The 26,255-nt window shown below is 59.6% G+C and carries 23 protein-coding genes; 12 read left to right on the forward strand and 11 right to left on the reverse strand.

Annotated features, from left to right (window positions below):
• Position 1: 1 nt before the first annotated feature.
• The 4 genes from H7687_RS15950 to H7687_RS15965 all read right to left on the reverse strand — a co-directional run bounded on the left by H7687_RS15950 (position 2) and on the right by H7687_RS15965 (position 3,223).
• The gene (locus H7687_RS15950; RefSeq protein ID WP_183349185.1) at positions 2-256 is read right to left on the reverse strand and encodes a FeoA family protein; all 255 of its coding nucleotides are present in this window, start codon (positions 254-256) and stop codon (positions 2-4) included.
• Between the two features lie 113 nt (positions 257-369).
• Positions 370-1,803: a carbohydrate porin gene (locus H7687_RS15955; RefSeq protein WP_183349187.1), complete on the reverse strand. Its 1,434-nt coding sequence runs from the start codon at positions 1,801-1,803 to the stop codon at positions 370-372.
• A 240-nt stretch (positions 1,804-2,043) separates the two neighbouring features.
• A complete protein-coding gene (locus tag H7687_RS15960; RefSeq protein WP_246404961.1) occupies positions 2,044-2,499 on the reverse strand; it encodes a Fur family transcriptional regulator in 456 nt (151 codons plus the stop codon).
• 274 nt (positions 2,500-2,773) lie between these two features.
• Entirely contained in the window at positions 2,774-3,223 is a 450-nt protein-coding gene (locus H7687_RS15965) for a DNA-processing protein DprA (protein ID WP_183349189.1), read from the reverse strand.
• A gap of 189 nt (positions 3,224-3,412) precedes the next feature.
• Here H7687_RS15965 and H7687_RS15970 point away from each other — a divergent pair, with 189 nt between their 5' ends.
• The 4 genes from H7687_RS15970 (at position 3,413) to H7687_RS15985 (ending at position 5,512) form a co-directional block, all read left to right on the forward strand.
• The gene (locus H7687_RS15970; protein ID WP_183349190.1) at positions 3,413-3,814 is read left to right on the forward strand and encodes a YidB family protein; all 402 of its coding nucleotides are present in this window, start codon (positions 3,413-3,415) and stop codon (positions 3,812-3,814) included.
• Between the two features lie 313 nt (positions 3,815-4,127).
• Positions 4,128-4,574 (forward strand): Hsp20/alpha crystallin family protein, encoded by a 447-nt coding sequence (locus H7687_RS15975; RefSeq protein WP_183349191.1) that lies wholly within the window; start codon positions 4,128-4,130, stop codon positions 4,572-4,574.
• A 29-nt stretch (positions 4,575-4,603) separates the two neighbouring features.
• Positions 4,604-5,002: an Hsp20/alpha crystallin family protein gene (locus H7687_RS15980; RefSeq protein WP_183349192.1), complete on the forward strand. Its 399-nt coding sequence runs from the start codon at positions 4,604-4,606 to the stop codon at positions 5,000-5,002.
• 27 nt (positions 5,003-5,029) lie between these two features.
• Positions 5,030-5,512 (forward strand): Hsp20/alpha crystallin family protein, encoded by a 483-nt coding sequence (locus H7687_RS15985; RefSeq protein ID WP_183349193.1) that lies wholly within the window; start codon positions 5,030-5,032, stop codon positions 5,510-5,512.
• Positions 5,513-5,585: 73 nt separating this feature from the next.
• Here H7687_RS15985 and H7687_RS15990 read toward each other — a convergent pair whose 3' ends face one another.
• Entirely contained in the window at positions 5,586-6,584 is a 999-nt protein-coding gene (locus tag H7687_RS15990; protein WP_183349194.1) for a YhdH/YhfP family quinone oxidoreductase, read from the reverse strand.
• A 181-nt stretch (positions 6,585-6,765) separates the two neighbouring features.
• Here H7687_RS15990 and H7687_RS15995 point away from each other — a divergent pair, with 181 nt between their 5' ends.
• Positions 6,766-7,212 (forward strand): DUF2383 domain-containing protein, encoded by a 447-nt coding sequence (locus H7687_RS15995; protein ID WP_183349196.1) that lies wholly within the window; start codon positions 6,766-6,768, stop codon positions 7,210-7,212.
• A 146-nt stretch (positions 7,213-7,358) separates the two neighbouring features.
• Here H7687_RS15995 and H7687_RS16000 read toward each other — a convergent pair whose 3' ends face one another.
• The gene (locus tag H7687_RS16000; protein WP_183349204.1) at positions 7,359-8,642 is read right to left on the reverse strand and encodes a diguanylate cyclase; all 1,284 of its coding nucleotides are present in this window, start codon (positions 8,640-8,642) and stop codon (positions 7,359-7,361) included.
• A gap of 570 nt (positions 8,643-9,212) precedes the next feature.
• Here H7687_RS16000 and H7687_RS16005 point away from each other — a divergent pair.
• The 4 genes from H7687_RS16005 to H7687_RS16020 all read left to right on the forward strand — a co-directional run bounded on the left by H7687_RS16005 (position 9,213) and on the right by H7687_RS16020 (position 13,832).
• Entirely contained in the window at positions 9,213-9,593 is a 381-nt protein-coding gene (locus H7687_RS16005) for a hypothetical protein (RefSeq protein ID WP_183349206.1), read from the forward strand.
• 133 nt (positions 9,594-9,726) lie between these two features.
• Positions 9,727-10,206, forward strand: coding sequence for a hypothetical protein (locus tag H7687_RS16010; protein ID WP_183349207.1), 480 nt, complete (start codon positions 9,727-9,729; stop codon positions 10,204-10,206).
• Positions 10,207-11,021: 815 nt separating this feature from the next.
• Complete coding sequence (locus H7687_RS16015) at positions 11,022-13,106, forward strand: caspase family protein (RefSeq protein ID WP_183349209.1); 2,085 nt, start codon at positions 11,022-11,024, stop codon at positions 13,104-13,106.
• Positions 13,107-13,472: 366 nt separating this feature from the next.
• Positions 13,473-13,832 (forward strand): hypothetical protein, encoded by a 360-nt coding sequence (locus tag H7687_RS16020; protein WP_183349211.1) that lies wholly within the window; start codon positions 13,473-13,475, stop codon positions 13,830-13,832.
• 488 nt (positions 13,833-14,320) lie between these two features.
• On the opposite strand, the gene H7687_RS16025 is transcribed toward H7687_RS16020, so the two are convergent.
• A complete protein-coding gene (locus tag H7687_RS16025; protein WP_183349213.1) occupies positions 14,321-14,542 on the reverse strand; it encodes a hypothetical protein in 222 nt (73 codons plus the stop codon).
• A gap of 282 nt (positions 14,543-14,824) precedes the next feature.
• A complete protein-coding gene (locus tag H7687_RS16030) occupies positions 14,825-15,256 on the reverse strand; it encodes a hypothetical protein (protein WP_183349215.1) in 432 nt (143 codons plus the stop codon).
• Positions 15,257-15,608: 352 nt separating this feature from the next.
• On the opposite strand from H7687_RS16030, the gene H7687_RS16035 reads away from it, so the two are divergent.
• Both H7687_RS16035 and H7687_RS22125 read left to right on the forward strand, forming a co-directional pair.
• Entirely contained in the window at positions 15,609-20,288 is a 4,680-nt protein-coding gene (locus H7687_RS16035) for a S8 family serine peptidase (protein ID WP_183349217.1), read from the forward strand.
• Positions 20,263-21,705, forward strand: a complete 1,443-nt coding sequence (locus H7687_RS22125; RefSeq protein ID WP_183349219.1) for an RCC1 domain-containing protein — start codon at positions 20,263-20,265, stop codon at positions 21,703-21,705. Before H7687_RS16035 ends, H7687_RS22125 begins: the two co-directional genes overlap by 26 nt.
• Positions 21,706-21,889: 184 nt before the next feature.
• Here the strand turns inward: H7687_RS22125 and H7687_RS16045 are convergent, their stop codons facing one another.
• The 3 genes from H7687_RS16045 to trxB all read right to left on the reverse strand — a co-directional run bounded on the left by H7687_RS16045 (position 21,890) and on the right by trxB (position 25,343).
• Entirely contained in the window at positions 21,890-22,471 is a 582-nt protein-coding gene (locus H7687_RS16045) for an REP-associated tyrosine transposase (protein ID WP_183349221.1), read from the reverse strand.
• Between the two features lie 115 nt (positions 22,472-22,586).
• Entirely contained in the window at positions 22,587-24,113 is a 1,527-nt protein-coding gene (locus H7687_RS16050) for a YifB family Mg chelatase-like AAA ATPase (protein ID WP_183349223.1), read from the reverse strand.
• 279 nt (positions 24,114-24,392) lie between these two features.
• A complete protein-coding gene (gene trxB, locus H7687_RS16055; RefSeq protein ID WP_183349225.1) occupies positions 24,393-25,343 on the reverse strand; it encodes a thioredoxin-disulfide reductase in 951 nt (316 codons plus the stop codon).
• A gap of 146 nt (positions 25,344-25,489) precedes the next feature.
• Here trxB and H7687_RS16060 point away from each other — a divergent pair, with 146 nt between their 5' ends.
• A complete protein-coding gene (locus H7687_RS16060) occupies positions 25,490-26,227 on the forward strand; it encodes a hypothetical protein (protein WP_183349227.1) in 738 nt (245 codons plus the stop codon).
• Positions 26,228-26,255: the final 28 nt, after the last annotated feature.

Below are 26,255 nucleotides of genomic sequence, written 5' to 3' on the forward strand. Positions count from 1 at the left end.
CCTATCTCCTCACCATGATTTTCATTGCCATGCGGCGGGCCAGCGCGATCCGCGACTCGTCCACCCTGAGCAGGATGGTGTTGCCGCCGTTGGTCAGCATTTCCACGTGTTTGCCGATCCGGAGCCCCATCTCCTCGATCCGGACCATGGTCTTTTCATGTTCGGCGTCCGGGCTGCCGGCGGCCGCCCCCCTGCCGAACATGATCTCGACGATCTCGCCGTTTTCTCCCGCGCTTAACAGTCCCAGAGGTATCATGGCTGCTCCTTTTCCTTTTCTTTACCCGATTAGCGAGAATCTCCCGCTAGTTCCCTCTCCCTCCGGGAGAGGGTGCCCGAAGGGCGGGTGAGGGAGGTGCCCCTCCCCTTTCTCTAGAAGCTGATCTTGGCGCGCAGGGCGAGGGCGACCACGTTGTCGCTGGCGCCGATGCCGGCCGGGTTGACCAGGTACTGCGCCACCGGCGAGATCTCGATCTGGTCGCTCACCTTGTAGCGGTAGTAGACCTCGGCAAGTTTCTCCTGGGCGTCGGCCACGGTCCGGGCCGCCTTCACCTGGCCGAAGGCAAAGCCGAGCACGTCGTCCTTGCGGCCCGCGATGAGCCCCTGGTAGTGGCCGCCGGCGCTCCAGGCGCGGGTCGCCGCATAGACGTCCTTGTCGCGCTGGCCGTAACGTGCGAAGAGGGTGAGCTTGTCGGTGACCTGCTGGTCGAAGCTTACGCCCACGCTGTAGGCGTTTTTGGCGACCAGTTTGCCGGCGCCGTCCGCGGGGGCGCCGTCGAAGGCCGCGTAGACCCGGTAGTTTCCTTCCAGGTCACCCGCCTTGTGCCTGTAGTCCAGTTCGGCGATGCCGAAGCCGTGGTCGAAGATGTCGGCGCTGTCCGAGCTGTCCGCGCTGTCGGCGTCGCCGCTGCCGTAACCGATGCCAAAGGTGAGCGGCTCCGCCAGTTTTGCCTGGATGCGGGCGCCCGGGCCGTTGGCCGGGAAGGGAAGCACCGCGGAATGCACGAAGGCGCCGGAGAGGAACTGGCTGTTCTCGTCGCCCGCAACGGCGTTGCTGTCGAAGTAATTGGAGAGATCCACCTTGCCGGCGGTGAAAAGGAGACGGTCGTTGAGAGCGGAGTGCTCGAGCCACGCCTCCCGGAAACGGACCCGGTCGCCGGTGGAGCCGGCCACGCCGTTCAGCCCGGAGAAGGAGGCCACCTTGGAGTCGATGCCGTCGCCGCCGGTCGCTTCGACGTCGATCACCGCGATGGTGCTCTCACCCACCTTGAAGTTGAAGACCAGGTCGGCGCGCCCCACCACGTCGGTGGAGTCCTTGGGCTTGTTGCCGATGGAGCCCTGCAGCACGCCGACCATCCCGCCGGAAAGGGCGATGTTCCTGGTGAGGGCGGTAAACCGGGTGCCGAGGTCCTCGTTGCGCGACTGGAAGGTCCTGGTGCCGACCAGGAGCATCTCGGCGCGCAGCTCCTCCTTGAGGTCGCTCAGGAGCAGGAGATCCTCCTTGTCCACCGCCTGGTTCCCCTCCTTGACCACCTTTTCCGCCATTTTCTCGGTGAGAAGATGCACCGCCAGCGCCACGTCCATACGGCTGCACGCGGCCTTTCCCGCCTGAAATTCCTTGGAGAAGAGCCCCTCCACCTGGTACTTGTTGCCCAGGCGCAGGATCTCCTGGCAGGCCTTTACTTTGCACTCCACCTTTTCAGGCACCACCAGGTCGGGGTGCAGAGCGAACGCCGTCCCTGAAGCAAGTAAAAGACTTCCCAGCAGGAACATCCCGGACACGGTTTTGTTCTTCACTTTGAACATGGATCTCTCCTCTTCTCTCTGTTGCGGCTCCGACTCATTCAAGGTCGCAAACCATAAGAAATGTGCTGTATCAGTTGGTCTTTTATGACTATTCCATCGTATCGACCGGGGGCTTCAAAACTGAAAACCATTTTCACTCATTGGAGAAAAAAAAGAGTTCTCCCTTGAACTCACAGTTTCAGTGTGAGCGACACCGGCGCCATGACGGCACCTGTCAGTAATTGAACCCGTGGTGAATCGTTAAGAGTGTCGGCCCGCCTGGGCCATGCAGCGGTTGCAGACCCCGCGCAACTCGATCTTCAGCGACTGGACCGTGAAGCCCATGGAGCGGGCCACTTCGGCCTGGTACCGCTCGATGGAACCGTTCTCGAACTCGGTGACGGTGCCGCAGTCGTTGCAGACCAGGTAATCGTGCCGCCGGCCGCCGGCCACCCCGTAGCGGGTCAACCCGTCTCCGAGGTTGATTTCGCGGGCTATGCCGGCGCTGGCGAAAAGCCGCAGGGCACGGTACACGGTGGCATGGCCTATATTGGGATGCTTGCCGCGCAAGATCAGGTACAACTCGTCGATATGGGTGGAGCGGTCAAGGTCGAGGAACGCATCGAGAATCAGGCTGCGTTGCAGGGTGCCCTTGAGCCCTTTGTTGGAGAGAAAAAGATGGAACTGCTCTTTCACCTTCCGCTTGGTCTGGTTCACGCGTGCCTCGGTACTACCGGAGGGAGCCCTCCCGGCATTCCATACAATGACATTCACTTTCAAGCAGACAACCCGGAAATCCACTGTCAGAAACGCGTGGGGGCAATGAGTGTCACCCCTGCGTATCATCCCCGGTTAAACCGTTGATTGTCTGGGGACTGAAACGGTCAGATGAGCGAGGGCAGTGGTTGGTTTTGAAAGTTGTTTTCGTTTATAGAGAAGGCCGGCGGGATTGTCAATATTTTTATTTTTAGAACTTTCCGATCCAGTCGCTTCACAGCACGGTGACTTTACCCGCCCAGTCGGAGCACAGCCGCTCCAGGCTACCTCCAGGGGAGGCGTGCGCTATGACAATAGTGTCGGCGAGGTCGATCATCATCTTGTTGCGCTGATAGCACTTCGACTCGCAGGGGTGGCTTACGCTCTGGGCATAGCGGGAAATGATCAGCAGGCGCCCCGCCGCCAGGTGCCGCTCCCACTCAGGGTGTAGCCGGTTCAGCCCCTGCGCCAGCGCGATGATGATGGGCTGGTTGCCCTGCAAAAGACGGCACAGCACCTCCTTTTCGATGGGCGAATGGTAGCCGGAGATGACGCAGGTGCCGGCCAGGCGCTGCGCGTCGGCCCAGCGGTACGCCTTCTCCGCCGCCTCCTGGGGAAACTTGCGTGAGCACAAAAACGCCACCTTGCGCAGGTCAAGCAGTGCCTCGTTGCCGATCGAATGCATGCGCCACCCCCTTGGCATGATGGCAAAGTATATCCGGCCGCTTCCATCCGGCCAGCCTCGTGGTAAACTTCTGCGCTTATTAAAGCAGGCTAACCACGCTGGCCAGGTGCGGGCTGGGGGGACTGGCTCCGCCAGGTGCCTGTCCCCTTGCTGCGTTGGTAAGCAGGCCACCACGACAAGGAGGATGACATGGGCATTTTTGACGACGTTGCCGGCAAGGTACGCGGCATGGCCGGCGGAGGGGACGCCGGCCTGATGCAGGGGATCATCGACATGCTGACCGACCGCCAAAGCGGCGGGTTGGGCGGCATCATCCAGGCCTTCAACCAGAAAGGGCTCGGGCACATCATCTCTTCCTGGATCGATACCGGCCCCAACCTTCCCGTTACCCCGAACCAGTTGCACGAGGTCTTGGGCCCCGAACGGGTGCAACAGTTGGCCAACAAGGCCGGGCTTTCCACCGACGAGACCGTCACCAAGCTGACCCGTTACCTCCCCGACGCCGTCGACCAGGCCACCCCGGACGGCAAGGTCCCGGAAGGAGGCCTCGTCGGCAAGGGTCTCGACTTCCTGAAGAGCCGGTTCTCGTAGGGGACTGGCTCCGCCAGGTGCCTGTCCCCTTGCTTGGTGCGTTGTGCTGAAGGGGGACTGGCTCCGCCAGGTGCCTGTCCCCTTGCTTGGTGCGTTGGTTAAGCAGAATGTAGCGTTCCGCTAAAGGGACAGGCACCCAAAGGAGCCTGTCCCTTCTGCCTCAGCAACACCATCCGCCCACAAACAAAAAAAACCATGCGCTCGCAACGGACCGTTACACCGTTGTTTTTTCGCCGCCGCGCACCCCTTGACAAGGTAAAAACGATGATTATCTTACGCTCAGAAAATGACTCACCGAAAGGAGGTAATCGACATGGCAAGTTGGGATGTTTTCAGGGAACTGGACAATCTGAGAAGGGAGATTGACGAAGCTTTCCGCGGCGCCGGCATGAACCGCCCCTTTGGGCCGACGTTCCTCTCGCCGGTGGCCTCCCGTCGTTTCCCGATGGTCAACTTCAACGAGGACGACGGTAACGTTTACGTGGAAGCCCTGGTGCCGGGGGTCGACCCCAAGGATGTTGAGCTTTCCGTGCTCAGGAACACCCTCACCATCAGCGGCGAGCGCAAACCCTTTGCCGAGATGAAGGGGATCGTGCACCGCACCGAGCTCGGCTCCGGCAAGTTCAGCCGCACCCTCGAGCTTCCGGTCGACATCGACGCCAACAAGATCACCGCCCAGTGCAAGGACGGCATCATGACCATAACCATGGCGAAAGCGGAACACGCCAAGCCGAAGAAGATCGAGATCAAGCTTTCTTAAGCGAGAATATAGGAAAGGAGGTCGTCAACATGGCACCCAACAGCTTGACCGAAAGAAACGACGAAATGAACGTCCAGACCCGTGAAGAGACGAGGTCGAACGAAAGATTCATCCGCCCGGCAGTGAACATCATCGAAACCGAGGAAGGCCTGTTCGTGACCGCCGACCTCCCGGGCGCAACCAAAGAGAACATCGACGTCAACGTGGAGAAGGGAGTCCTCACCATCAGCGCACCCGCAGCGCATTCCGTGCCCGGCAACGCGGTGTACCGGGAGTTCGAGCTGGGGAGCTACTTCCGCCAGTTCACCATCCCGGACAGCCTCGACCACGGCAAGGCCAAGGCCGATTTCGCCAACGGCATCCTGACCCTGCGCATACCCAAGGCCGAGATCGCCAAGCCGCGGCGCATCGACGTGCAGGTGAGCTGACAACGTTGCACAGGAGGTGAATGAGGGATGGCAAGCCTGGTACCTGAAAAGTGGCGCGAAGCCCTTGAACATGTACAGGACAAGGTGGGCACCCTGCTCAACAACCTGGTGCCCGCGAAGAAAGAGGAGCGAACGCTGGAAAACCTTACCGCCGACGCGATTCCGGCGTTCATGCAGCGCGGCGGACCGCTGGTGGACATGCACGAGACCGCGGAGGAACTCGTCATCCGCGCCGAAGTGCCGGGGATGAAGAAGGAAGACTTCAGCGTGGAACTGGTGGACCGGCGCCTGACCATCAGGGGTGAGAAAAAGGTGATGCGGGAGGAAAAAGGAGACTCCGGAGGTTTTCTCTCCGAATGCCGCTACGGCAGCTTCTCCCGCAGCGTCCTGCTGCCGTACCCGATCGAGGAGGACAAGATCAAGGCCGACCTCAAGCACGGCGTCCTCACCATCCGGCTCCCCAAGCCGGAACAGCAACGCGGCACGGGGCACCGCATCCCGATTTCTTGAGCAGCCCCGCAAGGAAAAAGGCCAGTCCGACGGACTGGCCTTTTTTTATCGCAGAACGGGTGCTCCGGTCTCCCTACAACCTCACCAGCACCCTCCCCCTGATGCCCCCCTGCAGGATGCGCCCGATCTTCTCCTCCAGCCCCTCCAGCGTCACCTCGGTCGCCATCTGGTCCAGCAGTGCCGGGCGCCAAGGGCCCGCAAGCCGCTGCCATACTTCCAGCCGCGTGTCGGTCGGGCAGCGCGAGGAGTCTATGCCGACCAGGGTCACGGCGCGCAGGATGAAGGGATGCACGTTGACCGGGAGCTCCGCCGAACCGACCAGACCGCAGCAGGTGACGGTTCCGCCGTAGCGGGTAGATTTCAGCACGGCGGCAAGGGTCTCCCCCCCGACCACGTCGATCGCCCCCGCCCAGCGCTCCTTCATCAGGGCCCGCTCCCCTCCCGCGGTCACCTCCTCGCGGGAAATGACCTCCGCCGCACCAATCTCCGCCAAAAAGGGGACATCCCCCATCTTTCCGGTGGCGGCCACCACCCGGTACCCCGCCCTGGCCAGCATGCTGACCGCCAGGGTCCCGACCCCGCCGGTCGCGCCGGTGACCAGGATGTCGCCGCTCTCCGGCCTTACCCCCGCCCGCTCCAGCTTCAGCACCGAAAGTCCGGCCGTGAACCCCGCCGTCCCCAGGATCATGCTCTCACGCAGGGTGAGCCCGGCCGGAAGCGGTACCCCCCATTGCGAGGGAACCCGGATGTACTCGCCCCACCCCCCGTCGGTTTCCATGCCCAGGTCGTGCCCCGTCACCACCACCTGGTCACCCGGCGCGAAGCGTCCGTCGCTGCAGGAAACCACCTCCCCCGCGGCATCGATGCCCGGCGTATGGGGGAACTGCCTGGTCACGCCCGGGTGCCCGGTGGCGGAAAGGGCATCCTTGTAGTTGAGCGAGGAATAACGCACCCGCACCAAAAGCTCTCCCGCATCGAGTTCGTCTATAGCCCGCTGTTTTATGCTCCTGGTGAAGGTCTGGTCCGCCCCCTTCTCAACCACCAGCGCCTTGAACCTGGTTCCTGTTTCCATGTAGTTCTCCGTGGGATTGTCTCTCTGTGTGATGAACCGACACAAGGATGATAACGGCTGGGAAAGGGAGGTCAAGCACAGTCACCACCTTGCAGTGAGCAGTTGCCATCAAGCGGACTGCGGCTACAATGTATGCCTGCACTCTGGATTAGACATTTCACATTATCTGCAGGAGGCCGACATGGAAAGGACGGAGATGATCGACAGGCTGAACGACCTGATCCAGTTGGACGTCGATGCTGTGGAGGCCTACGAGCAGGCCATCAAACACATCGGGTACAAGGACATCGCCAAGAGGTTTAGTGAGTACCAGGATGACCACCGTAACCACATCACCAACCTCACCGCGTTGGTACAGCAGATGGGTGGGACACCGACCAAGCCGACGCCGGACCTGAAGGGATACCTGATCGAAGGCTTCACCGCCCTCATGAGCCTCACCGGCGCCAAGCAGGCCCTGGAGGCGATGAAGGGGAACGAAAAGGTGACCAACCGCAAGTATCAGGAAGCCGTCGCCCAGCCCTTTCCCGAGGAAGTCATGGAGGTCTTGCGCACCAACCTGTCGCAGGAGCAGTGGCACCTCTCCTACATAGACGAGCTCCTCACCATCTCGCGCCGCGAACTCTGATGGAAACTACCTTGCCGAAGGAGGGGACTGGCTCCGCCAGGTGCCTGTCCCCTTTCGCTTGTGCGCTTGCGGAAGTTGGCTGACCTGAAAGTGGCGTTTCCGGCGCCGGAGCCCCAACGCCCCCCCTTTTGCCCTTCCCCTTCCCTTCAGCTTACCGCCTGCGGGTATACCTGCCGGGCAGTCTGGTCCGTCTCCCGTTTCGAAGCGACCACGGTATTGCGCCCTTTGAGCTTCGCCCGGTACAGCGCCCGGTCCGCGGCCTCCACCAGTTGCTGCCGGTCTGCGTCGAGGTCGGGGATCATGGCGGCAACACCTGCGCTTACCGTGACCACCCCGGCCACCGGAGAGTGGCTGTGCGGAATCCCGAGGGCCTCCACCGCGTTGCGGCATGCCTTGGCGATGGTCGCAGCATCGGCGAGGCCGATGCCGGAAAGAAGCAGCACGAATTCCTCGCCGCCGTAGCGCGCGGCGGTATCCCCCGGCCGCCTGGCAAAGCGCCCCAGTTCCTGTGCAACCAGCTTCAGGCAGTTGTCGCCGGCCTGGTGTCCGTAGTTGTCGTTGAAGTTCTTGAAGAAGTCGATGTCCAGGAAGATGAGCGCGATGGGGGACTCAGAGCGCACCGCACGCTGCCACTCCTGGTCGAGCATCACCTCGAAATGGCGCCGGTTGCCCAGGCCGGTGAGCGGGTCGGAGATGGAGAGCCGGCGCAGTTCCAGGGTGGCGTTCTGCAGCTGCCTGTTTTCGTGCTCCAGGAGGTTGGTGTTCAGGAAGTCGCGGCGCAGGTAGTTTTCCATCAGCGAATTGGAGAACGCCCCGATGATGATGGTGGCGATGATGCTGAAGCTGTTCTGGATCAGGATGGTGAGGTCGGTATGGTTGACGTAGATGGCCACCGCCTCGTACGCCAGCGTGGTGGCCACCGCCCAGCAGACCGCGTAACGCAGCCTGAGGCTCACGAAGGTGAACGCCCCCATGATGAGGAGCAGCAATCCCGAGTAGTAGTAATTCTTGGTGGGGGTCGGGTCGTAGTAGACCATGGAGACGATGCCCAGGCTTCCCACCAGCATCACCAGCGAGACGACCGGCTGCATGAAGCGCCTGAGCGGGGGGCAATAGGTGTAGGCAAGGCCCACGAGGACCGTGGGGCAAACCACGGCGTAGCGGATGAACCACATGTGGGCCCGGTCTGCGGGGAGGAGCAGGCCGTCCACCAGTCCGAAGACCGCGTAGAGGATGAAGCCGGTCAGCAGCGCCACGCGGACGTGCTTGAGGGTCTTGTCGCGGTAGTACTCGTCGAAGGCGGACTCCAGCGGCTGCGGAAACCGGACCGACTTGAGTCCCCCCTCCCCCAAAGCCTCCCTGGCCTTTTGCACCATCTCCATTTCAGGGCCGGGAGTCATCACGTTCACATTTATGTCGATGTTGTGCATATCTCACTCATAGGCCGCGTACGGCAAACTACCGGGAGTTATTCAAACTGACATAAAGCACGGTAGACATTATACCAGCTTTCATGAATGCACAACTAAATATTGGCTCTAATCCGGTGAGTCAACTCACAAAAAAATACAAAAAACCATATAATATCGGTTTACCGGCAGTTACGACGCAGCTAACTGGCAGCGGAAGCATTGCCTATCGGAGCCAGTCCCCTTTTACGTTTTCTGTCCAGGCTGCGGCACTTGAAGCGAGCGCTTTAGCTCCTCCCCCCTATTCGCCATTCATCACTTCGCCTTTGACAGGTATGCAGGATCTCTATATATTGCGATTGATTTGCTATAGCAAATGAGTTTTGTTATAGCCGATGTACCATCCACCTGCAGGGAGGGGAAGGAGGATGGCCAGTTTTCTGCTCATCCCCCCAATTGGGACAAATTCCAACCGCAGCAGCGTGCCAGATCAGCATGTTACGTCAGCAGGTCACGTTTCTTAATCGATATATATGCGGCAATGTGAGAGGATGACGGCAATTCTGCCTAATAAGTAGTTGGACAGAAAAAATGAATGATAAGACCACATTGATGATTTCCTGGATTTTATTGACCATGCTGATTCCGACATTCCTTTGGAACATGACAGCCGGAATGGCAGTTGGTTTCATTGTGGCCATAATTCGGTGGGATGAACTGAGATTTGCCGAAAAGGCAATAATCAACAGCAAAGAATTCTATTGGATAGGCGCATTAGTCTGGTGGGTGGTTCTGGCTATCATCTACCTGATCCTGAAAACAAGTGGGTCCCTAAGCACAGAGGCCATAGACCAGCAAGGCAAGGTGCTGATGCTACTGATGTCTTTGCCCTTCTTGCCCAAGATTGTCAGGCATGAATACCGGTTATTTGTGAGCATCAGAAATGATTGGAATAATCGGACCAGGTATTGAGCCCCAACAAAGCGCGTAGACCAGGACTCCGCGGTAGCAGAGAGCTTGTGAAAGCTGGAAGAAGTTGAACGCTCCGCCGGTCACGCCGCGAGACGTTGGTACACGCTCGGCATCAAACAAAGAAGGAGAAGGTGTGCGACCTGACAATGCTAATGCTATGGGGATGATAGCAATTCTCATCTCCACTCTGGGTCTACTTTTGGCCTTCGGGAAGATGCAGCAACAGGCTTCTTGGGGGAAACGGATCGCTATTGCTCTTTTAACAGGTTTCTTTCCCCTCGTGTTTTCCTCGATTGGCTTTGGTTACAAATGCCCCTCATCGTACTTCTCAACCGGAAATCGTGGCTTGTTGTTTGCGGCATGTGCAATGGCTATTGGAATATTTATTCAGAATAGAAAAATCGTCGTCACAAGTTGCATCGTAATCGTGATAGCAGGATTTAAGCTGAACATGCACTACGATTACTTGGTGAACAAAACTGGACAGTTTGGGTACGTCGGGACAGATGGTCATGGATACAATCAAGCATGCCCTGATGAAGGCTCACCTGAGGTCAAGCTGAGGCCGATATGGCACTCAAGATTGACTGAAGTTTATAAGGTAGAGCAATGAACGAAATGGAAGTCCCAACCAATCGGGTAGACGCGGTCTCCGCTGATGGATAAATGTTGAAGGGAGCCGGTAGAAGTGGAGCGCTCCGCCGGTCACCCTTAAGGCGTTGGCAAGGAAATGACATTAATCAGTATGGATGATCTTCAGCCAAGCCTAGTCCTGTTGTTTGTACTCATTTTCCCTCAAGCATGTGGTCTGGCGCTATTGCGGCGGGTATGGCGCTGTCAACATAGAGCCCTAGCCTCAGGCTTTGCACTATTTGTTGCTCCGGGCATTTTCTTGTCGTTGGCATCCGTTTTCTGGCAAATGCAGGTTCAAGCGGTCAAAAGTCATGGACTACGTGCTTGTGGCGCGTTGGGTGCAGCCGCTTCAATTTCAATAATCGCGGGAACTGTCGTTCACTTTGTTCTATCATGCGTGGCGTTGATCTTCATCTGGTACAGGTTCCGTAGGCACATCATCCCTGAGGACCGGAAGAGTGATGATGAAAGTAGGTGACAGATCATTGTCGCCACCATAAACACAGAGCAAAAGGAAAGCTTCCAACCATAACAGGTGGAGACGGTCTCCGCGGTTTGCGAGAGTTGGCAAAAGCTGGAAAGGCGGGACGCTCCGCCGCTCACCTGCAGCCCGTTGGCCAGAAGGAAAATGATGAAGCGCAAAGACAAGAATGAAAACTACGTAGAGCACCCACGATATGTGAAAGTGCCTCGAATAACTGGCTTGAACCCAGAGACCGATGATGAAAGCTCGTGGACCAAGGGCCAGATTTGATCAAAGGTGCTTGCTCATTTGTTTAACCTTGTGGAGGCATTATGGCGAATAGCCGCACAGTTGTTCCGTATCACCGTATCGCTCTTCTGCTGGTAACCCTTGCCCTGTTGGCCTCCTGGTCCATGCCTGCCTTTGCTGGCGCTATACGAGTCCCGTCGTCGGCAACACCCCCCCCTCCCCAGGGCGAATGGGTCGAGACGTGGCCCGACCCGGCTCAAATAGTTGGCGATTCCATCTGCAGTCCGGACCGGAAAGGGAATGTAAAGGGCCTGCTGATTGGCATACAGAAATATCCGAAAACGAAGTTCCCTGACCTGGATGGTTCGTCGAATGATGTAGCGCTGCTGAACCAGGCAATTCTTGAACGGTATCCGGCTGCCTCGGTAACCACGCTTCGGAACGAACAGGGAACCACAGACAACATCCGTTCCGTATTAAGGAGGCTGGGAGTCGAAGCTCAGTGTGGCGATTTTGTTGTTTTTTACTACTCAGGGCACAGCCGTCTCACTAAAACGTTGGGTAATGGTTATAGCTACCACCTTATGGGGGTAGATGCTGAAAATGAGGGGAACGGAGGGGTCATTCCCGCTCTGGAACTCTCCCAGTTGCTGACCAGCATCAGAAACCGGGGGTCCCACGTGCTGGCAGTGATTGACACCAGCCATGCCGCGGCCCTGCGCCTGGTGGAAAACCAGGAGCCGTTGAACATTTGGTCCTACAAAAAAATGCTCCCCGAGGAGATCACGCCCAAGGCGGAGGAACGTATCACACTAAGGCCTGGTGCAGGCGGCCTGTCTGTTTTTTACGCTTCGAAAGACGTCCAGCAGGCCGGTGAGTATGAGCGTACCGATGGCAAAAGTTACGGACTGTTCAGTTATTCGCTGGCTGCCGCTCTCACTACCGCGGATCCCGGCGCTTCCGTCCGGACCCTGGCCCTGAAAACCAAGGAGTACATGGGGCACGTGCGGGAGACGAGGCAGCATCCGGTCTACCAGAGCACTGATCCTGACGCTCCCATTCTCGCACCACAACAGCCATCATCCGGGTTGAAACTCGAGTTGCATGACCCGCCAGTCACACGCGGGGCGATCCGCATCGGCAAAAACAAGTTCACCGTAAAAGGCCGGATCAAGCAGCCCGGCAAAATTGTGGACCTCAGCATCAACTTCAGGTCGGTCAAGCCGGCGGATTTTGACAGGAAAACGGGAGAATTCACTATGAGGGATGTCGAGATGAAGCCGGGGCAGAACGAGCTGTCTGTTCTGGCGACCTTCTCGGACTTCCACAAGGAGGTCATGGTCATTCCCGTCGCTGTCGAGGGGAACCTGGAACAGATAGTGGGCTCGGGAAAGCAGTACGTCCTCACCATCGCCAATTCGGATTATTCCAAAACGAGCTACACGGTATTGAAGACACCCGGCAACGACGTGAAGGAAATTTCGACCTTGCTTGCAGGCCAATACGGCTTCGCCAGCAGCATAAAGGATCGTGACGGTAACCAGCACAATCTGACCTTGGTTGACGCCAGCAGGGACAAGATCACCGAAGTCATGGAGGTACTGGTTGACGCCCTGAGGCCGGAGGACAGCCTTTTGGTCTATTACGCGGGGCACGGCATCTACGACGAGACCAGCCAGCAGGCCTTCTGGGTGCCGGTCGACGGCTCCCGGCGCACCAAGCTGATAAGCGCCGACGAACTGACCACCCGGTTCTTCGCCAACATGCAGGCGCGGCATGTGCTCGTGGTCTCCGATTCGTGCTATTCAGGGGCGTTGAGTCGCGGCGGGGACACCGTCAAGGAGCGTACCGGCGAGGACCGGTCACGGTATATCGAGCGGATGCTGGCCAAGCAGACCAGGCAGTTGCTCTCCAGCGGCAACAACGAACCGGTTGCCGATGGGGGAGGGAATAACCACTCCATTTTTGCCCAAGCCCTCATCGAGGGACTACAGGAAATGGATGAAACCCTCTTTACCGTCTCCGACCTGTTCTACGGCCACATCAAGACGCGGGTCGCGGGCGCCAGGAGCGCGAACCAATCCCCGCAGTTGCAGATGATAAAGAAGTCCGGCGACGAGGGCGGGGAGTTCGTCTTCAAAAAGAAAAAAGCCCTGGGAACCCCATGAGCAGGGTGGTGCCACAGCAGGGTGGTGCCAAGCAGGGTGGTGCCAGGCATTGATAAATTGATAAGTCGGTGCTGAGTGACAAAGTTATCAAGAAATTGATAAATTTGGCGATGAGGCTCGGCGGATTTAGTCTGTTGGGTTTCAGGATGCAGGTGAAGACTGGTGAGAGCCGATCCAGTTAATGGAAGCTGGTGAAGGGCCGAGTTCAGCCAAGAGAGTTGAGGAACAGCGCCGCCAACCATCGCCAGGAGCACTCTCCGCGGATGATGGGATCAGATCGAAGTCGGAAGGAGCCGAGCGCTCCGGTGCTCAGGCGGGCGTTGAATTAGGCCGCAAGGGCGGCCATTACAAATTAAAGGAGGTTTCATGAAGAAGTTGCTGTTGCTGGCTGGGGGGCTGCTGCTGGGAGGGTGTACGTCGGTGGGAAGTGTTGGGATGGTAACCAAGAGCATGGCTGATCCTGGCTCACTACTCAAAAATGCCCAATCATTCAAAGAACTAGGACCGGTCGAGGGAGAGGCCTGCCGGTTTTTTATTTTGGCGATGGTGCCGTTCGGAGACTCCACCTTTTCCAGCGCAGTCGACGAAGCGCTTATAAAGTCAGGCGGTGACGCATTGCTTAATGTCACCGTTTCCAGCAGCCTTTACGGCTTCATCCCCATCTACAATTTCTTCAGCTACACCTGCACAAACGTCAAAGGAATTGCCATCAAGTTGAAACAGTGAGGTGAAGGGATCTAATCCAAAGCGAGGCATAGGTGCCAAGTTTTGAATCATGACGTTCCGAACAAAGGGGGACGTTGTTGATATTTTGAGTTTCATTTGACTAGTCGTTGCGTTCGAGCACTTTGTATTGCCAAAAATCAAAATCTCAACAACGTCCCCCCCAATGTTCCAGACGCTTTATTCGCAGGTCTTGCCTTGTTAGTCCTGGCTATCACAAAATTCAAGCACCGGCACCACTAACATCCCCCCTTACAGGTTTTGCCCCCATCCGTCTTTGCCTCCCACAACCTCACTAACCAGTGCAACTATTCACTACACCTGTGGTCCGCAGGCCTCCCACTTCCAGGGGGTCAGGCAGTCCTATTCTGAGACAAGGGAGACAGGCACCTATCGGAGCCAGTCCCCCTCCAGGAGTTCGAGGGGACAGTACTGGGCAGGCACCATAGTGGAACCGCCATTTACACAAAGGATTTTACAGGCCCAACTTGTCATGCGTCGGTGAGAACTTGCAAAGTGCCCACGACAAGTTGCTGTGCGTCCACAACAAATTGCTGTGCGTCCACGACAAATTGTTGTGCGTTCACGACAAGTTGCTGTGCGTCCACGACAAGTTGTTGTGCGTCCACGACAAGTTGCTGTGCGTCCACAACAAGTTGTTGTGCGTCCACGACAAGTTGTTGTGCGTCCATGACAAGTTGTTGTGCGTCCATGACAAGTTGTTGTGCCTCCATGACAAGTTGCTGTGCGTCCACGACAACTTGTTGCGTGTCCACGACAAGTTGCAACGCGTACGTGGTAAGTTACACATGTCCGTTGGAAGTTGAAACTCGCACGCCTGGGAGATGGGATGGTCCTGAGGTGATCGGGGGGAGAGCCGGGAGGAAAAAATAGAGGGGGATACCTGAGCGGTATCCCCCAAAGCTTGCGTTCTTAGTGATCGCTAGTGCTCGCTACGGAGGATCAACGGATGGCTTCCTCCAGTTGCAACGTTTTCAGGATTGAGTTTGCTCGCCCGGCACCTTAGCATCTTCAGACGAAGCCTGCGGTGCACTCGCCCTAATGCCCCTCCGTTCCTTGGCGAGATCGAAGCCGGACGTGATGAGCACCTCGGGATTACGCACAGCAGCCGCCTCTAAAACCGACGCGATCTCATCCATGTACGCAATCAATTGCGCCTGGATAACGTCTCGCTCGGCGATGTCGAGCTTACTGGCATAGCTGGCGGCCCTTTGGAACACCTCGTGGTACTTTGCCGCGAGGGCCAAAAACAACGACAGCAGTTCCGGATTGGCAGCCCATACCGACACCGGGATGTGCGGGTTGTCGGTCAGGCACTTCCACACCCTCAGCAAGAGGGTGTAGAACTGGCTCGGAGTCTTAGATCGATAGTTCCTCAGGATTCTACTCTGCGGTGGCCGTACCATATCCCTACCTCCTTTCCCCAGGCTGGCTGGGTTCCCGTTTGCTGCGCCTCTGAACATTAATAAAAACACATGCTAAAGTGTAGTTGTGCAAGACTTTTTTGCAAGAGGCGGGAGGGGTGAAAATTTTCTAAAATCAGCACAACTGCAAAAGTAGCTTCTCAGGGGGAGGTGAGGCTGGTGCGGGTCGGCACATGGTGGGGACTGGCCGCGTCTCAGCTGACGCTGGCAACCAGATTATCAGTTGAAACTTACACGGCGAGCATGATAACTTATGCGTCAATTAATGAACCGTCCTTACCTCAGTTTCAATGATGCTATCTCAATGACCACTGTAAGTTCCGAGGAGGGAAGTATGGCCCGTTATTTCGCGGCTACTGTCTTTTTCCTGGCTTTTCTTCTGACCCATACTGCACATGCCTTCCTCGACGGCAGGGACCTCCCCGGCCTCGCCCCCAAAGCCGTATCCTCTGCCGGCAAGAACCTCTCCTTCGAGAACCTGAGCAGCCTGAAAAAGAGGGGCGGGGGAAGAAGGTTCAAAGATAATGAGTTGCTGGTGAAGTTCAAGGAAAGGACTCCTGCCGAAAAGCAGAAGAACATCCATCTGATACACGGCTCCGAAAGAATCAAAGAGTTTCCGCGCCTGCGCCTGCACCACGTGCGGGTGAGGAGGGGGGTGACCCTGGAGGAGGCTATGGCGCGCTACCAGGCAGACCCGGACGTTGAGTACGTGGAGCCCAACTACCTCCAATCGGTGCAGGCAGTGCCCAACGATCCCAGATTCGGCGCGCTCTGGGGGCTGCAGAACACCGGCCAGACCGGCGGCAGCACCAATTCCGATATCAGGGCCGTCCCCGCCTGGGACATAACCACGGGAAGCAGTGACGTGGTCGTTGCCGTGATCGACGCCGGCATCGACTACACACACCCGGACCTGCAGCCTAACGTGTGGGTGAACGCCGGCGAGATCCCGGGTAACGGCATCGACGACGACGGCAACGGCTATATCGACGACGTCCACGGCATCAACAGTATCAACAGCTACGTGGACGCCGGCGGTCCGGCTGCGGCAGGTGACCCCATGGACGACGCCGGCCACGGCACCCATGTCTCCGGCACCATTGGCGCCGCCGGCAACGACGGCAGGGGCGTCGTCGGCGTCAACTGGTCGGTGAAGATGATAGGGTGCAAGTTCCTTGACTCCAGTGGAAGCGGCTGGACCTCCGACGCGGTGGAGTGCCTGGAGTACGTACGGTCTTTGAAGGAGCGCGGTGTCAACATCGTGGCCACCAGCAACAGTTGGGGCGGGGGCGGGTACTCTCAGGCCCTTTACGACGCGATCCAGGCACAGGGAGACACCCTCTTCATCGCCGCAGCGGGGAACTCCTATCTCAACATGGATTCCAGCAACAGCTACCCCGCCGGTTACGATCTGCCCAACATCATTTCGGTAGCGGCCACAACCCATTGGGATTTCTTGGCCAGCTTCTCGAACTATGGGAAAACCAGGGTCGACGTTGGAGCACCAGGCGTTGATATCCTCTCCACCCTCCCCCCGGGCGCCCGCGGCACTACCGACGGCTACGGCTACCTTTCCGGGACCTCGATGGCAACCCCGCATGTCACCGGACTCGCCGCGCTGCTCAAATCCCAAAACCCGGCACGCAACTCCGCCCAGATCAAAAACCTGATCATGACCGGCGGTGATAGCGTCACATCACTAAGCGGCGTCACCGTAACTGGGCGCAGAATCAATGCCTATAATTCGCTGACCTGCTCCAACCGCAAGCTCTTCGCTGTCGGGCCGCTGCCGAGAAAGGTGGTGGTGGGACAGACCTATACCGTTTCCGCCACCAGCATCACCTGCGATTCGGCAACCGGGCCGGTGAAAATGACCACCAGCGAGGGGGACGTGATCGACCTCAAGGATGACGGCGTCGCGCCGGACCTCTTCGCCGGCGACGGGACCTTCACCGCCAGGTGGACGCCGCGCAGCACGTGGGTCAGCGCCACCGTGAGCTCTCCGACAGGCTCCCAAACCGCTTTGTTTAACGACATCGAGATCGGCTACCATGTCCCCTGGGCGCGCGCCGACACCTTCTATTCACAGCAGCTCATCGCCAGCGGCGGGACACCTCCCTACACCTGGAGGCAGGCAGACGGTTACCTGCAGGGCGGCCTCTATTTAGGCCGTAACGGCGTCATCTCCGGGACCCCCAACGAATCGGGGACGTGCAACGGGTCCTGCCCCTTTTTGGCCGAGGTGACCGATGCCCTCGGCAACAAGGTGACCAGGTGGCTTAGGCTGAGCGTCATACAGTCCTGGGCGCAGGAGCAGTGGGGGGTGGCCTATGACAGCACCAACGAGGACAGGGCACTCGCCGTGGCCCTCGACGCCTCCGGCAACGCCTACGTCACCGGGGAGAGCAACAACGGCACCGACCTCGACCTCGTTCTCCTCAAGTACGCCACCGACGGCAAACTGTTGTGGAAGCAGAGCTACAATCGGGGGGACCAGGAGATCGGCCGCTCGGTCGCCTGCGACAAGAGCGGTAACGTGTACGTCGGCGGCGTCACCGGGGATCCGGGCAACCATCTCCTGCTCAAGTACGATGCTGCCGGAAATCTCCTTTGGGAGAAGGTTTGGGACCGCGGCGGCGATGACGCGGTATGGGGAGTCACCACCGACGCCTCCGGCAACGGCTACACAGTCGGGACATTTTCAGATCAACAGGTAACCCGCATCCTGCTCAGCAAGTACAGTCCATCTGGTGACACACTCTGGACCAGGGTTCACGACGCCGCGGCAGGTGACCAGTCCGGCTACTCTGCGGCCCTCGACGGCAGCGGCAACATCTTCCTGGGAGGGGCCGCCGCCACAGCGGACGGCTCCGACTTCCTCATCGCCAAGTACGACAGCTCAGGCAGCCTCCTTTGGTCCAAAACGCAGCATGAAGGGACCTCCAATGCCGTCAGCGCGGTCGCTGCCGACGCGGCCGGCAATGTCTATGCGGCCGGCTCCGCAGATTCCGGGGGCGATCTCCATGCCGTTATCATGAAATTCGATCCGGCCGGGAACCTGCTCTGGAAAACAACCCCTACCTACACATCCATCTGGGGCGTTCGCGATTTTGACCTCGCCCCACAGGGGATCTCCGTCGTCGGTGACAAGATATTTGTCGCCGGAACCTTCACCCCCCGGCCCGACACCAGCTTGCTGATCATCCGCTATGACTCCCTCGGCAACAAGATATGGGAGTACGGGCTCGATGTGGGCACGGACTCGCGGGACAAGGGAGGGACCATCGCCGCCAACAGCTCAGGGTTCACCGTTGCCGGTTACAGCTACAACGGCAACAACAACGATATACTCACGGCCCGCTTCACCGAGCCGCCTCCCCTGTATGACGTGACACTTACCGGTCTGTCGGGAGTGGTAAAGGGCAATCTGCTGGAGTACACACTGAAAGCCAAGAACAGCACCGTCGGCATCCCTCGCGTCAATGTCGGCCTCTACCTTTCCAGCGATGCCACCCTCTCGGCCGACGATGTGAGGATCGACCCCGAGGTGGAGACCGCCGTTGCGGCGGGAACGGAGAAGATGTACACCAACTGGTCGTACTTCGACATAGACAAGATGGCGAAAATTCCCGCCTCCCTTCCCGGCGGAAACTACTACCTCCTGGGCCTGGTCGACCCTGACAAAAAGGTCAACGAAACCAACGAGAACAACAATATCGCTGTCGGCAACAAGGTGGTGGTCAACAGCGACCTGACCGTTTCGGGAGCAACCGGCGCCTTCACCGATGGCAAGCTCAGTTACAGCGTCACGGTGAAAAGCAGCGCGAACTTCGCCACCCCGACCTCCACTACCGCCCTCTATCTCTCCAGCGAGCCTGGCGCGCGAGGCTATCTCATTGCTTCGCTGACCACCCCCACTCCGGCGGCGGGTACGGAAACGCTTCTCAGCGGCACCGTCCCGGTTCCCGCCACCGTCCCCCCCGGCACGTACTACGTCACCGCCATGGCCGACGGCACCAACACCATCGAGGAAAGCGACGAGAGCAACAACATCCGAAGCGGGAGTATGGTTACCCTGGCCAACGACCTCGCGCTGACGGCACTCTCCGGGAGCACCAGCGGCGGCACTCTCACCTACAGCGTCACGGTCAGGAACGCCGGCCCGCAACAGATCGCCCCGTCCATCGGGCTCTACTTCTCGGAAACCGCCACCGCATCGGCCACCGCACACCTGGTGAACCGCATCGATTCCCTCCCCATAGCCGGCAACAGCGAGGCCACCCTCACCGGCACGCTGGTTGTGCCGGCCACAGTCCCGTACGGCAGTTTCTTTTTGACGGCATTGGCGGACCCCGCCAACGCCGTAGCGGAAACTGACGAATCAAACAACGGCGCCGTTGCCGGGCGTGTCATGGTTGACTCCACCCCGCAACTGGTCGAGGTGACGTTCCGGGGTATCGGGGGAGGCTCGATAACGTTCACCCCCGGCGCCACCTGCACCGGAAGCTGCACGCAGTACTACCTCCCCGGGACCCAGGTCACCCTGACGCCCAAGCCAGATGACGCCTCACAGTTCGGGGGATGGCAAGGAGCCTGCACCGGAACCGGAAGCTGCACCGTTGTCGTTACCGCCGACCAGCATATCTCGGCCGCCTTCTTGCGCATGATCCCGGCGGTGAGCGCCGGCGACCGCCACGGACACGCGCTGGTCGGGGGGGAGTTGTGGAGTTGGGGGGGCAACTACTACGGGGCATTCGGGGACGGAACGACTAGCGCCAGCATCTCGCCGCGCCGGGTACCCGGGATGGCTGAGATCGTCGACACCAAAGCCGGCATGTATTTCAGCATGGCGCTGAAAGAGGACGGCACCGTCCTCTCCTGGGGCTACAACGGCTCTGGCCAGCTCGGTGACGGCACCACCACCAACCGCAGCTATCCCGCACCCGTGCGCGGCCTTTCAGGAGTGGCCGCCATCGAGGCTGCCGGTTATGGGGGGGGTGGCGCTGCTGCGTGACGGGACGGTCAGGGCCTGGGGCGACAACGGCTATGGGGCGGTCGGTGACGGAACCAACACCCGCCGCCTGCTCCCGGTAGAGGTGATTGGACTTTCCGGCGTGGTAGCCCTGTCCTCATGGTCCAGTCATATCCTCGCCCTCAAGGAAGACGGCACCGTGTGGGCCTGGGGGTGGAACGGGCATTACCAACTGGGGACAGAGAATGTGTCGGCTCGCTACACAGCGGCACCGGTGCCCGGAATCACGGACGTGATCGCCATTGCTGCAGGTGGCGCTCACAGCGTTGCCTTGAAGGGAGACGGCACCGTCTGGACTTGGGGGGGGAACTCCTCCGGCCAGCTCGGCGACGGCACCGACATCACTCGTTTCCAGCCACTCCAGGTTCCGGGCCTCACCGAGGCTGTGGCCATAGCGGCGGGCGACAACCACACGGTGGCGCTGAAGAACGATGGCACGGTCTGGGCTTGGGGCTACAACAATTACGGCCAGTTGGGAGATGGCACCACCACGAAGCGGTACACCCCGGTCCGGATCGCAGGGGTGTCCGGCGTGACCGCCATCGCAGCGGGAAGCAGCCAGACCTTCGCATCCAAAGGGGACCGGACCCTTTGGGCCTGGGGACAGAACTATTATGGCAATCTCGGCGACGGGAGCACCACGGTGCGGACCTCGCCGGTGCAGGTAAGCTTCGACACAGCGGCGCCGATTACCACGGCATCACCGGCCGGCGGCACCTTCAACCTGCCGCCAACGGTCACTCTCAGTTCCAGTGAGAGCGCGACCATTTACTATACGCTGGACGGTTCCACGCCGACCACCGCCTCGGCGATCTACATCACCCCCATCACCGTCTCGACGAGCGCCATCCTGAAATATTTCGCCAAGGACAGCGCTGGCAACCTGGAGGCGGTGAAAAGCGAGACCTATCGCTTGACCTCAGTCCCTCCCGTTGCCGACTTCAGCGCCACCCCTGTCAGCGGGTACTCCGCGCTCAGCGTCACCTTCCGCGACCTCTCCACCGGGCTTCCCAGCTCATGGCGGTGGGATTTCGGAGACGGCTTCACGAGCACGGAGCAGAACCCCACCCATATCTACACCAGCCCGGGAACCTATACGGTTTCCCTGACCGTATCCAGTGTCGGAGGGACCAGCAGCACCAGCAAGAGCAACTTTATCAGCGTCAGCGGACCGGGGTGGACGCTGCAGAGCGCCTACGATGCCGCCGCAGATGGAGGCGACATCAAGGCGCCGGCCTGGGAGCTGTTCGAAAATCCAATCTTTGAGCGCGCGATTTCGGTCAGGATCAGCGGGGGGTATGACAGCCCGTTACAGCAGGTCATCGGGAGGACCGTGATCCACGGCAAGATGACGGTGAAAAGCGGCAAGGTGTCACTCGGGAGCGTCGTTTTCAAGTAGGAGGGGCCTGCTCGTACTGCGAAGGGGTCAGGCACCATCTAATCTTTGAAGGGAAAGGGCGGGTTCAGGGCAAGGGGCACCATCTAATCTGCCAAGGCGAGGGGGACAGTACTTCGAAGGGGTCAGGCACATTCTAATCTTCACAAGGGCAAAGGGGACAGGCACCTGGCGGAGCCAGTCCCCATCATGGCACCACGACGTGCTTCGGCTGCTTCTTGTTCCGCACCTTCGCCAGTTCGGACGGCGTCAGTGGAGTATCGACATACGCGGTCCAATCGCCCACCCACGGAACCGGGAGCGGCTCGGCCAGCAAATCCTTTTGAAGCCCGCATCGACCTCGATGCGATGACCATACCCAATTGACTGCTGTTTCAACTAGACCTGCTCGTACGGGATTTCCTTCTATATACCGTGCTACTGTAAGAAAATACTCGTCACCTTGAACCTCAAAGCTCTTGAAACGCCCCTGCCAGAGATGGCCGCTGCTGTGGTAATGCTGGTGGTACCGACGGACATGCGTTGTCTGGAACCATTGCATGGCCGGGCTCAGCTCCTCTCCCTGCCTTGCCTTCAACAGCAGGTGGAAATGGTTCGGCATCAGGCAGTAAGCGTATAGGGTTATTCCATGTTGCTCCTTCGTTTCGGCAAGCAGTTTGAGGAAGGCCAGGTAGTCGCCATCTTTCTGAAACACACGTTGGCGACCGTTTCCTCTGTTGAGAACATGATAAATGCCATCGTCTTGGAACTCTCTCGTTGGGCGGGGCATGGGTTCCTCCATGGGCTAAGGGATAAGGGCGCGTGCAAAAGGCAAGGGGGACTGGCACCATTTAATCCAAGGCAAGGGGGACAGGCACCTGGCGGAGCCAGTCCCCTCAGTCCCCTTACGTCTTGCGGTCCAGACTGCGGTACTGGATGGCTTCGGAGATGTGATGTTCGGCGATGCTGGAAGCGCCTTCGAGGTCGGCGATGGTCCGCGCTACCTTCAGGATCCTGGTGTAGCTCCGGGCACTGAGGCCGAGACGGTCCGTCACCACCTCTAGCATCCGGCTCCCGGCCTCGTCGGGCTCACAGAACTTGCGGATCATCCGGGCGGTCATCTGGGAGTTGCTTCTCACCTTGGTCCCTTTGAAACGCTCCTTCTGCACCTCCCGCGACTGCGCCACGCGCGCGGCGATGGCGGCGGAACTCTCGCTCTCACCCCGGTCGGCGAGGTCGCGGTACTTCACCGCGGGGACCTCGATGTGGATGTCGATCCGGTCCAGCAGAGGCCCGGAAACCCGGGAGCGGTAGCGGTGGATCATGAGGGGCGTGCAGGAACACTGGTGCACGGGGTCGGAGAGGTAGCCGCAGGGACAGGGATTCATGGCGGCGACCAGCATGATGCGGGAGGGATAGGTGACCGAGGAGAGCGCCCGGGAGATGGTGACCCGCCCATCCTCCATGGGCTGACGCAGCACTTCCAGGACGTGCTGCTTGAACTCGGGGAGCTCATCCAAAAACAGGACGCCGTTATGCGACAGCGATACCTCGCCCGGTTTAGGGGTGTTGCTGCCGCCGATGAGCCCGACGTCGGAGATGGTGTGGTGCGGCGAGCGGAAGGGGCGGGTGGAGATGAGCGCGTGCTCCCGCTCCAACAGTCCCATGACGCTGTAGACCTTGGTGGTCTCGATCGCCTCCTCGAAGAGCATCGGGGGGAGGATGGAGGGGATGCGCCGGGCCAGCATGGTCTTGCCCGATCCCGGCGGGCCGATCATCAATAAATTATGTGACCCTGCGGCGGCGACCTCCAGGGCGCGCTTGGCATGCTCCTGCCCCTTTACCTCGGAGAAGTCGTCACCGGCCTCGCACCCCTGGCTGAACAGGGCCTCGACGTCGGCGCGGTACGGCTCGATGGGGAGATTGCCGTTCAGGAATTCCACCACCTGGGAGAGCTCGGTGACGCCGATCACCTCTACCCCCTCGACCACACCTCCCTCGCAGACGTTCTCGGCCGGGATGATGATGCCGGCAAGCCCCGCCTCGCGTGCGGCGACGGCGACCGAAAGGCAGCCGCGCACGGGCTTCACGCCGCCGTCCAGCGACAGTTCTCCCAGGAGGATGTAGCGCTTGAGCAGGTCTTCCTTGACGACGCCGGTGGCGGCGAGGATGCCGATGGAGATGGGAAGGTCGAAGGAAGCCCCCTCCTTCTTGACATCGGCGGGGGCCAGGTTGACGGTGATCTTGCGGTTGGGGAAATCGTAGCCGGAGTTCTTCAGCGCCGCCTTGACCCGGTCCTTGCTCTCCTTCACCGCTCCGTCGGGGAGGCCAACGGTGGCCAGTTGGGGGAGCCCCTGGGTGATGTCGACTTCAACGTCGACCAGGATGGCGTCGATACCTAAGAGCGCGCTGGCGAGAACCTTGGCAAGCATGAGAACCCCCAACTAACGGTGAAGGGTGAGTTCCTGCGGTGGCCACTGAACCTGGAAACCGTTCAACGTTCTATGTTCTACGTTCTACGTTATAAACCTCACTGAGTGCGCCCAGCAGGGAGCCCGGCCACGTGGTCGGCTGGCAGCCGCAGGATGTGGACCTGATCGAATGCCACGACTTGGGGGCAAGGGGGACAGGGGCAAAGGGGACAGGCACCTGACGGAGCCAGTCCCCCTCAATCAGTCCCCTCAATCAGTCCCCTCAATCAGTCCCCTTAATCAGGGTTTCAGCATTTCCAGGTAACGGTCGGCGTCGAGGGCGGCCATGCAGCCGGTACCGGCGGAGGTGATGGCCTGCTTGTAGTTGCGGTCCTGCACGTCACCGGCGGCGAAGACACCAGGGGTGCTGGTGGCGGTGGAGTTACCCTCGTAGCCGCAGTTGGTGCGGATATACCCCTCGTCCATCTCGAGCTGCCCTTCGAAGATGTGCGTGTTGGGCTGATGACCGATGGCGATGAAGCAGCCATGGACGTCGATGTGCTTGTCCGACCCGCTCTTGTGGCGCAGCCTGATGCCGGTCACGCCGGACTCGTCCCCGATCACCTCTTCCAGCTGATGGTTCCACTCGATGGTGACGTTGCCGCTCTTGGTCTTCTCGATGAGACGGTCGGCCAGGATCTTCTCGGCGCGGAACTTGTCCCTTCTGTGCACGACGGTCACGTGGCTTGCGATGTTGGAGAGGTAGAGCGCCTCCTCGACCGCGGTGCTGCCGCCGCCGATGACGGCGACCGGCTTGTTGCGGTAGAAAAAGCCGTCGCAGGTGGCGCAGGCGGAAACGCCCTTACCCTTGAAAGCGTGCTCGGACGGAAGCCCCAGGTATTTGGCCGAGGCGCCGGTGGCGATGATGAGGGCGTCGCAGCTGTAGCTGCCGCTGTCGCCTTCCAGGACGAAGGGAGGCTTCATCACCTGTGCCTTGTTGATATGGTCGAAGATGAACTGGGTGCCGAAGTGCTCGGCGTGCTGGCGCATGCGCTCCATGAGCTCCGGCCCCATCACTCCCGACGGGTCGCCCGGCCAGTTGTCCACCTCGGTCGTCGTCATCAACTGCCCCCCCTGCTGCAGCCCGGTAATGAGGACAGGGTTCAGGTTGGCGCGCGCTGCATAGATCGCAGCAGTGTACCCCGCGGGACCTGAGCCTAATATGATGAGACGGTGGTGAATCGGTTCCATTTGTACAGACCTCCGACAGAATTTTGCCGGAAAGATAACAGTATATAGTCCAAATTGCAAGGCGCCATGCCGCTAACACATTGACCCAATTAGGCAGCTCTGCTAAGATTCAAGCCGATATGCAATATAATGAAAAGGAGAAAACCATGAAAAAGCTCGCGGTATTATTAGCCTTGACCTGCGCACTTTCCGGTGCCACCCAGGCCATGGCCAAGGATATCAGTTTCAGCAGTCCTCTGACGCAGAAGCAGTTCAGGGACCTCACCAGGGAGGCGGGTGCCGCCATTTCTTACAAGAACATAGCCCCGGCTGAGCCGCTGGGGATCTCCGGATTCGACGTCGGCGCGGAACTGTCGGCAATAGACATCAGCAACAGCAGCTACTGGAACGCGGCGTACCGCGGCGACTCCCCCTCTTTCCTGGTGATCCCGAAACTGCGCGCCAGGAAGGGACTCCCGATGGGGATCGACGTCGGCGCCATGTACTCCTACGTACCCGACTCCAACATCAAGCTCTGGGGCATCGAGGTGAGCAAGGCGATCCTGGAAGGGACCGCGGCGACACCGGCCCTGGGAGTACGCGCCACCTACAGCAGGCTTTCCGGCGTCAACGACCTCGACCTGCAGACCGCCGGCATCGACGCCTCCATCAGCAAGGGGCTGCTCATCATGACACCGTACGCCGGCGTGGGCGGCGTCTGGGTAAACAGCGAGGCCAAAGGGCGCCTGAAGGCGCTGGCACCCGGCCTGGACACGGAAGATGTTTTCCAGCCCCGGGTCTTCGGGGGCATCAAGTTCTCTCCGCTTCCCCTGCTCGGGGTCACCGCCGAGGTGGAATACCAGGAGCGCTTGATCTATTCTTTGAAGGCCGGGCTCAGCTTCTAACCAACGGGGAGGGGGTCCGCCCCCTCCC

It is taken from the genome of Geomonas paludis (assembly GCF_014193585.1).
GTDB lineage: Bacteria > Desulfobacterota > Desulfuromonadia > Geobacterales > Geobacteraceae > Geomonas > Geomonas paludis.

Bases quoted from the DNA above. Each gene is read 5' to 3' on its own strand.
- H7687_RS15950 (WP_183349185.1), bottom strand. From the start codon at position 256: ATGATACCTCTGGGACTGTTAAGCGCGGGAGAAAACGGCGAGATCGTC.
- H7687_RS15955 (WP_183349187.1), bottom strand. From the start codon at position 1,803: ATGTTCAAAGTGAAGAACAAAACCGTGTCCGGGATGTTCCTGCTGGGA.
- H7687_RS15965 (WP_183349189.1), bottom strand. From the start codon at position 3,223: ATGCATTCGATCGGCAACGAGGCACTGCTTGACCTGCGCAAGGTGGCG.
- H7687_RS15970 (WP_183349190.1), top strand. From the start codon at position 3,413: ATGGGCATTTTTGACGACGTTGCCGGCAAGGTACGCGGCATGGCCGGC.
- H7687_RS15975 (WP_183349191.1), top strand. From the start codon at position 4,128: ATGGCAAGTTGGGATGTTTTCAGGGAACTGGACAATCTGAGAAGGGAG.
- H7687_RS15980 (WP_183349192.1), top strand. From the start codon at position 4,604: ATGGCACCCAACAGCTTGACCGAAAGAAACGACGAAATGAACGTCCAG.
- H7687_RS15985 (WP_183349193.1), top strand. From the start codon at position 5,030: ATGGCAAGCCTGGTACCTGAAAAGTGGCGCGAAGCCCTTGAACATGTA.
- H7687_RS15990 (WP_183349194.1), bottom strand. From the start codon at position 6,584: ATGGAAACAGGAACCAGGTTCAAGGCGCTGGTGGTTGAGAAGGGGGCG.
- H7687_RS15995 (WP_183349196.1), top strand. From the start codon at position 6,766: ATGGAAAGGACGGAGATGATCGACAGGCTGAACGACCTGATCCAGTTG.
- H7687_RS16000 (WP_183349204.1), bottom strand. From the start codon at position 8,642: ATGCACAACATCGACATAAATGTGAACGTGATGACTCCCGGCCCTGAA.
- H7687_RS16005 (WP_183349206.1), top strand. From the start codon at position 9,213: ATGAATGATAAGACCACATTGATGATTTCCTGGATTTTATTGACCATG.
- H7687_RS16015 (WP_183349209.1), top strand. From the start codon at position 11,022: ATGGCGAATAGCCGCACAGTTGTTCCGTATCACCGTATCGCTCTTCTG.
- H7687_RS16020 (WP_183349211.1), top strand. From the start codon at position 13,473: ATGAAGAAGTTGCTGTTGCTGGCTGGGGGGCTGCTGCTGGGAGGGTGT.
- H7687_RS16025 (WP_183349213.1), bottom strand. From the start codon at position 14,542: ATGGACGCACAACAACTTGTCATGGACGCACAACAACTTGTCGTGGAC.
- H7687_RS16030 (WP_183349215.1), bottom strand. From the start codon at position 15,256: ATGGTACGGCCACCGCAGAGTAGAATCCTGAGGAACTATCGATCTAAG.
- H7687_RS16035 (WP_183349217.1), top strand. From the start codon at position 15,609: ATGGCCCGTTATTTCGCGGCTACTGTCTTTTTCCTGGCTTTTCTTCTG.
- H7687_RS22125 (WP_183349219.1), top strand. From the start codon at position 20,263: ATGGGGGGGGTGGCGCTGCTGCGTGACGGGACGGTCAGGGCCTGGGGC.
- H7687_RS16045 (WP_183349221.1), bottom strand. From the start codon at position 22,471: ATGCCCCGCCCAACGAGAGAGTTCCAAGACGATGGCATTTATCATGTT.
- H7687_RS16050 (WP_183349223.1), bottom strand. From the start codon at position 24,113: ATGCTTGCCAAGGTTCTCGCCAGCGCGCTCTTAGGTATCGACGCCATC.
- trxB (WP_183349225.1), bottom strand. From the start codon at position 25,343: ATGGAACCGATTCACCACCGTCTCATCATATTAGGCTCAGGTCCCGCG.
- H7687_RS16060 (WP_183349227.1), top strand. From the start codon at position 25,490: ATGAAAAAGCTCGCGGTATTATTAGCCTTGACCTGCGCACTTTCCGGT.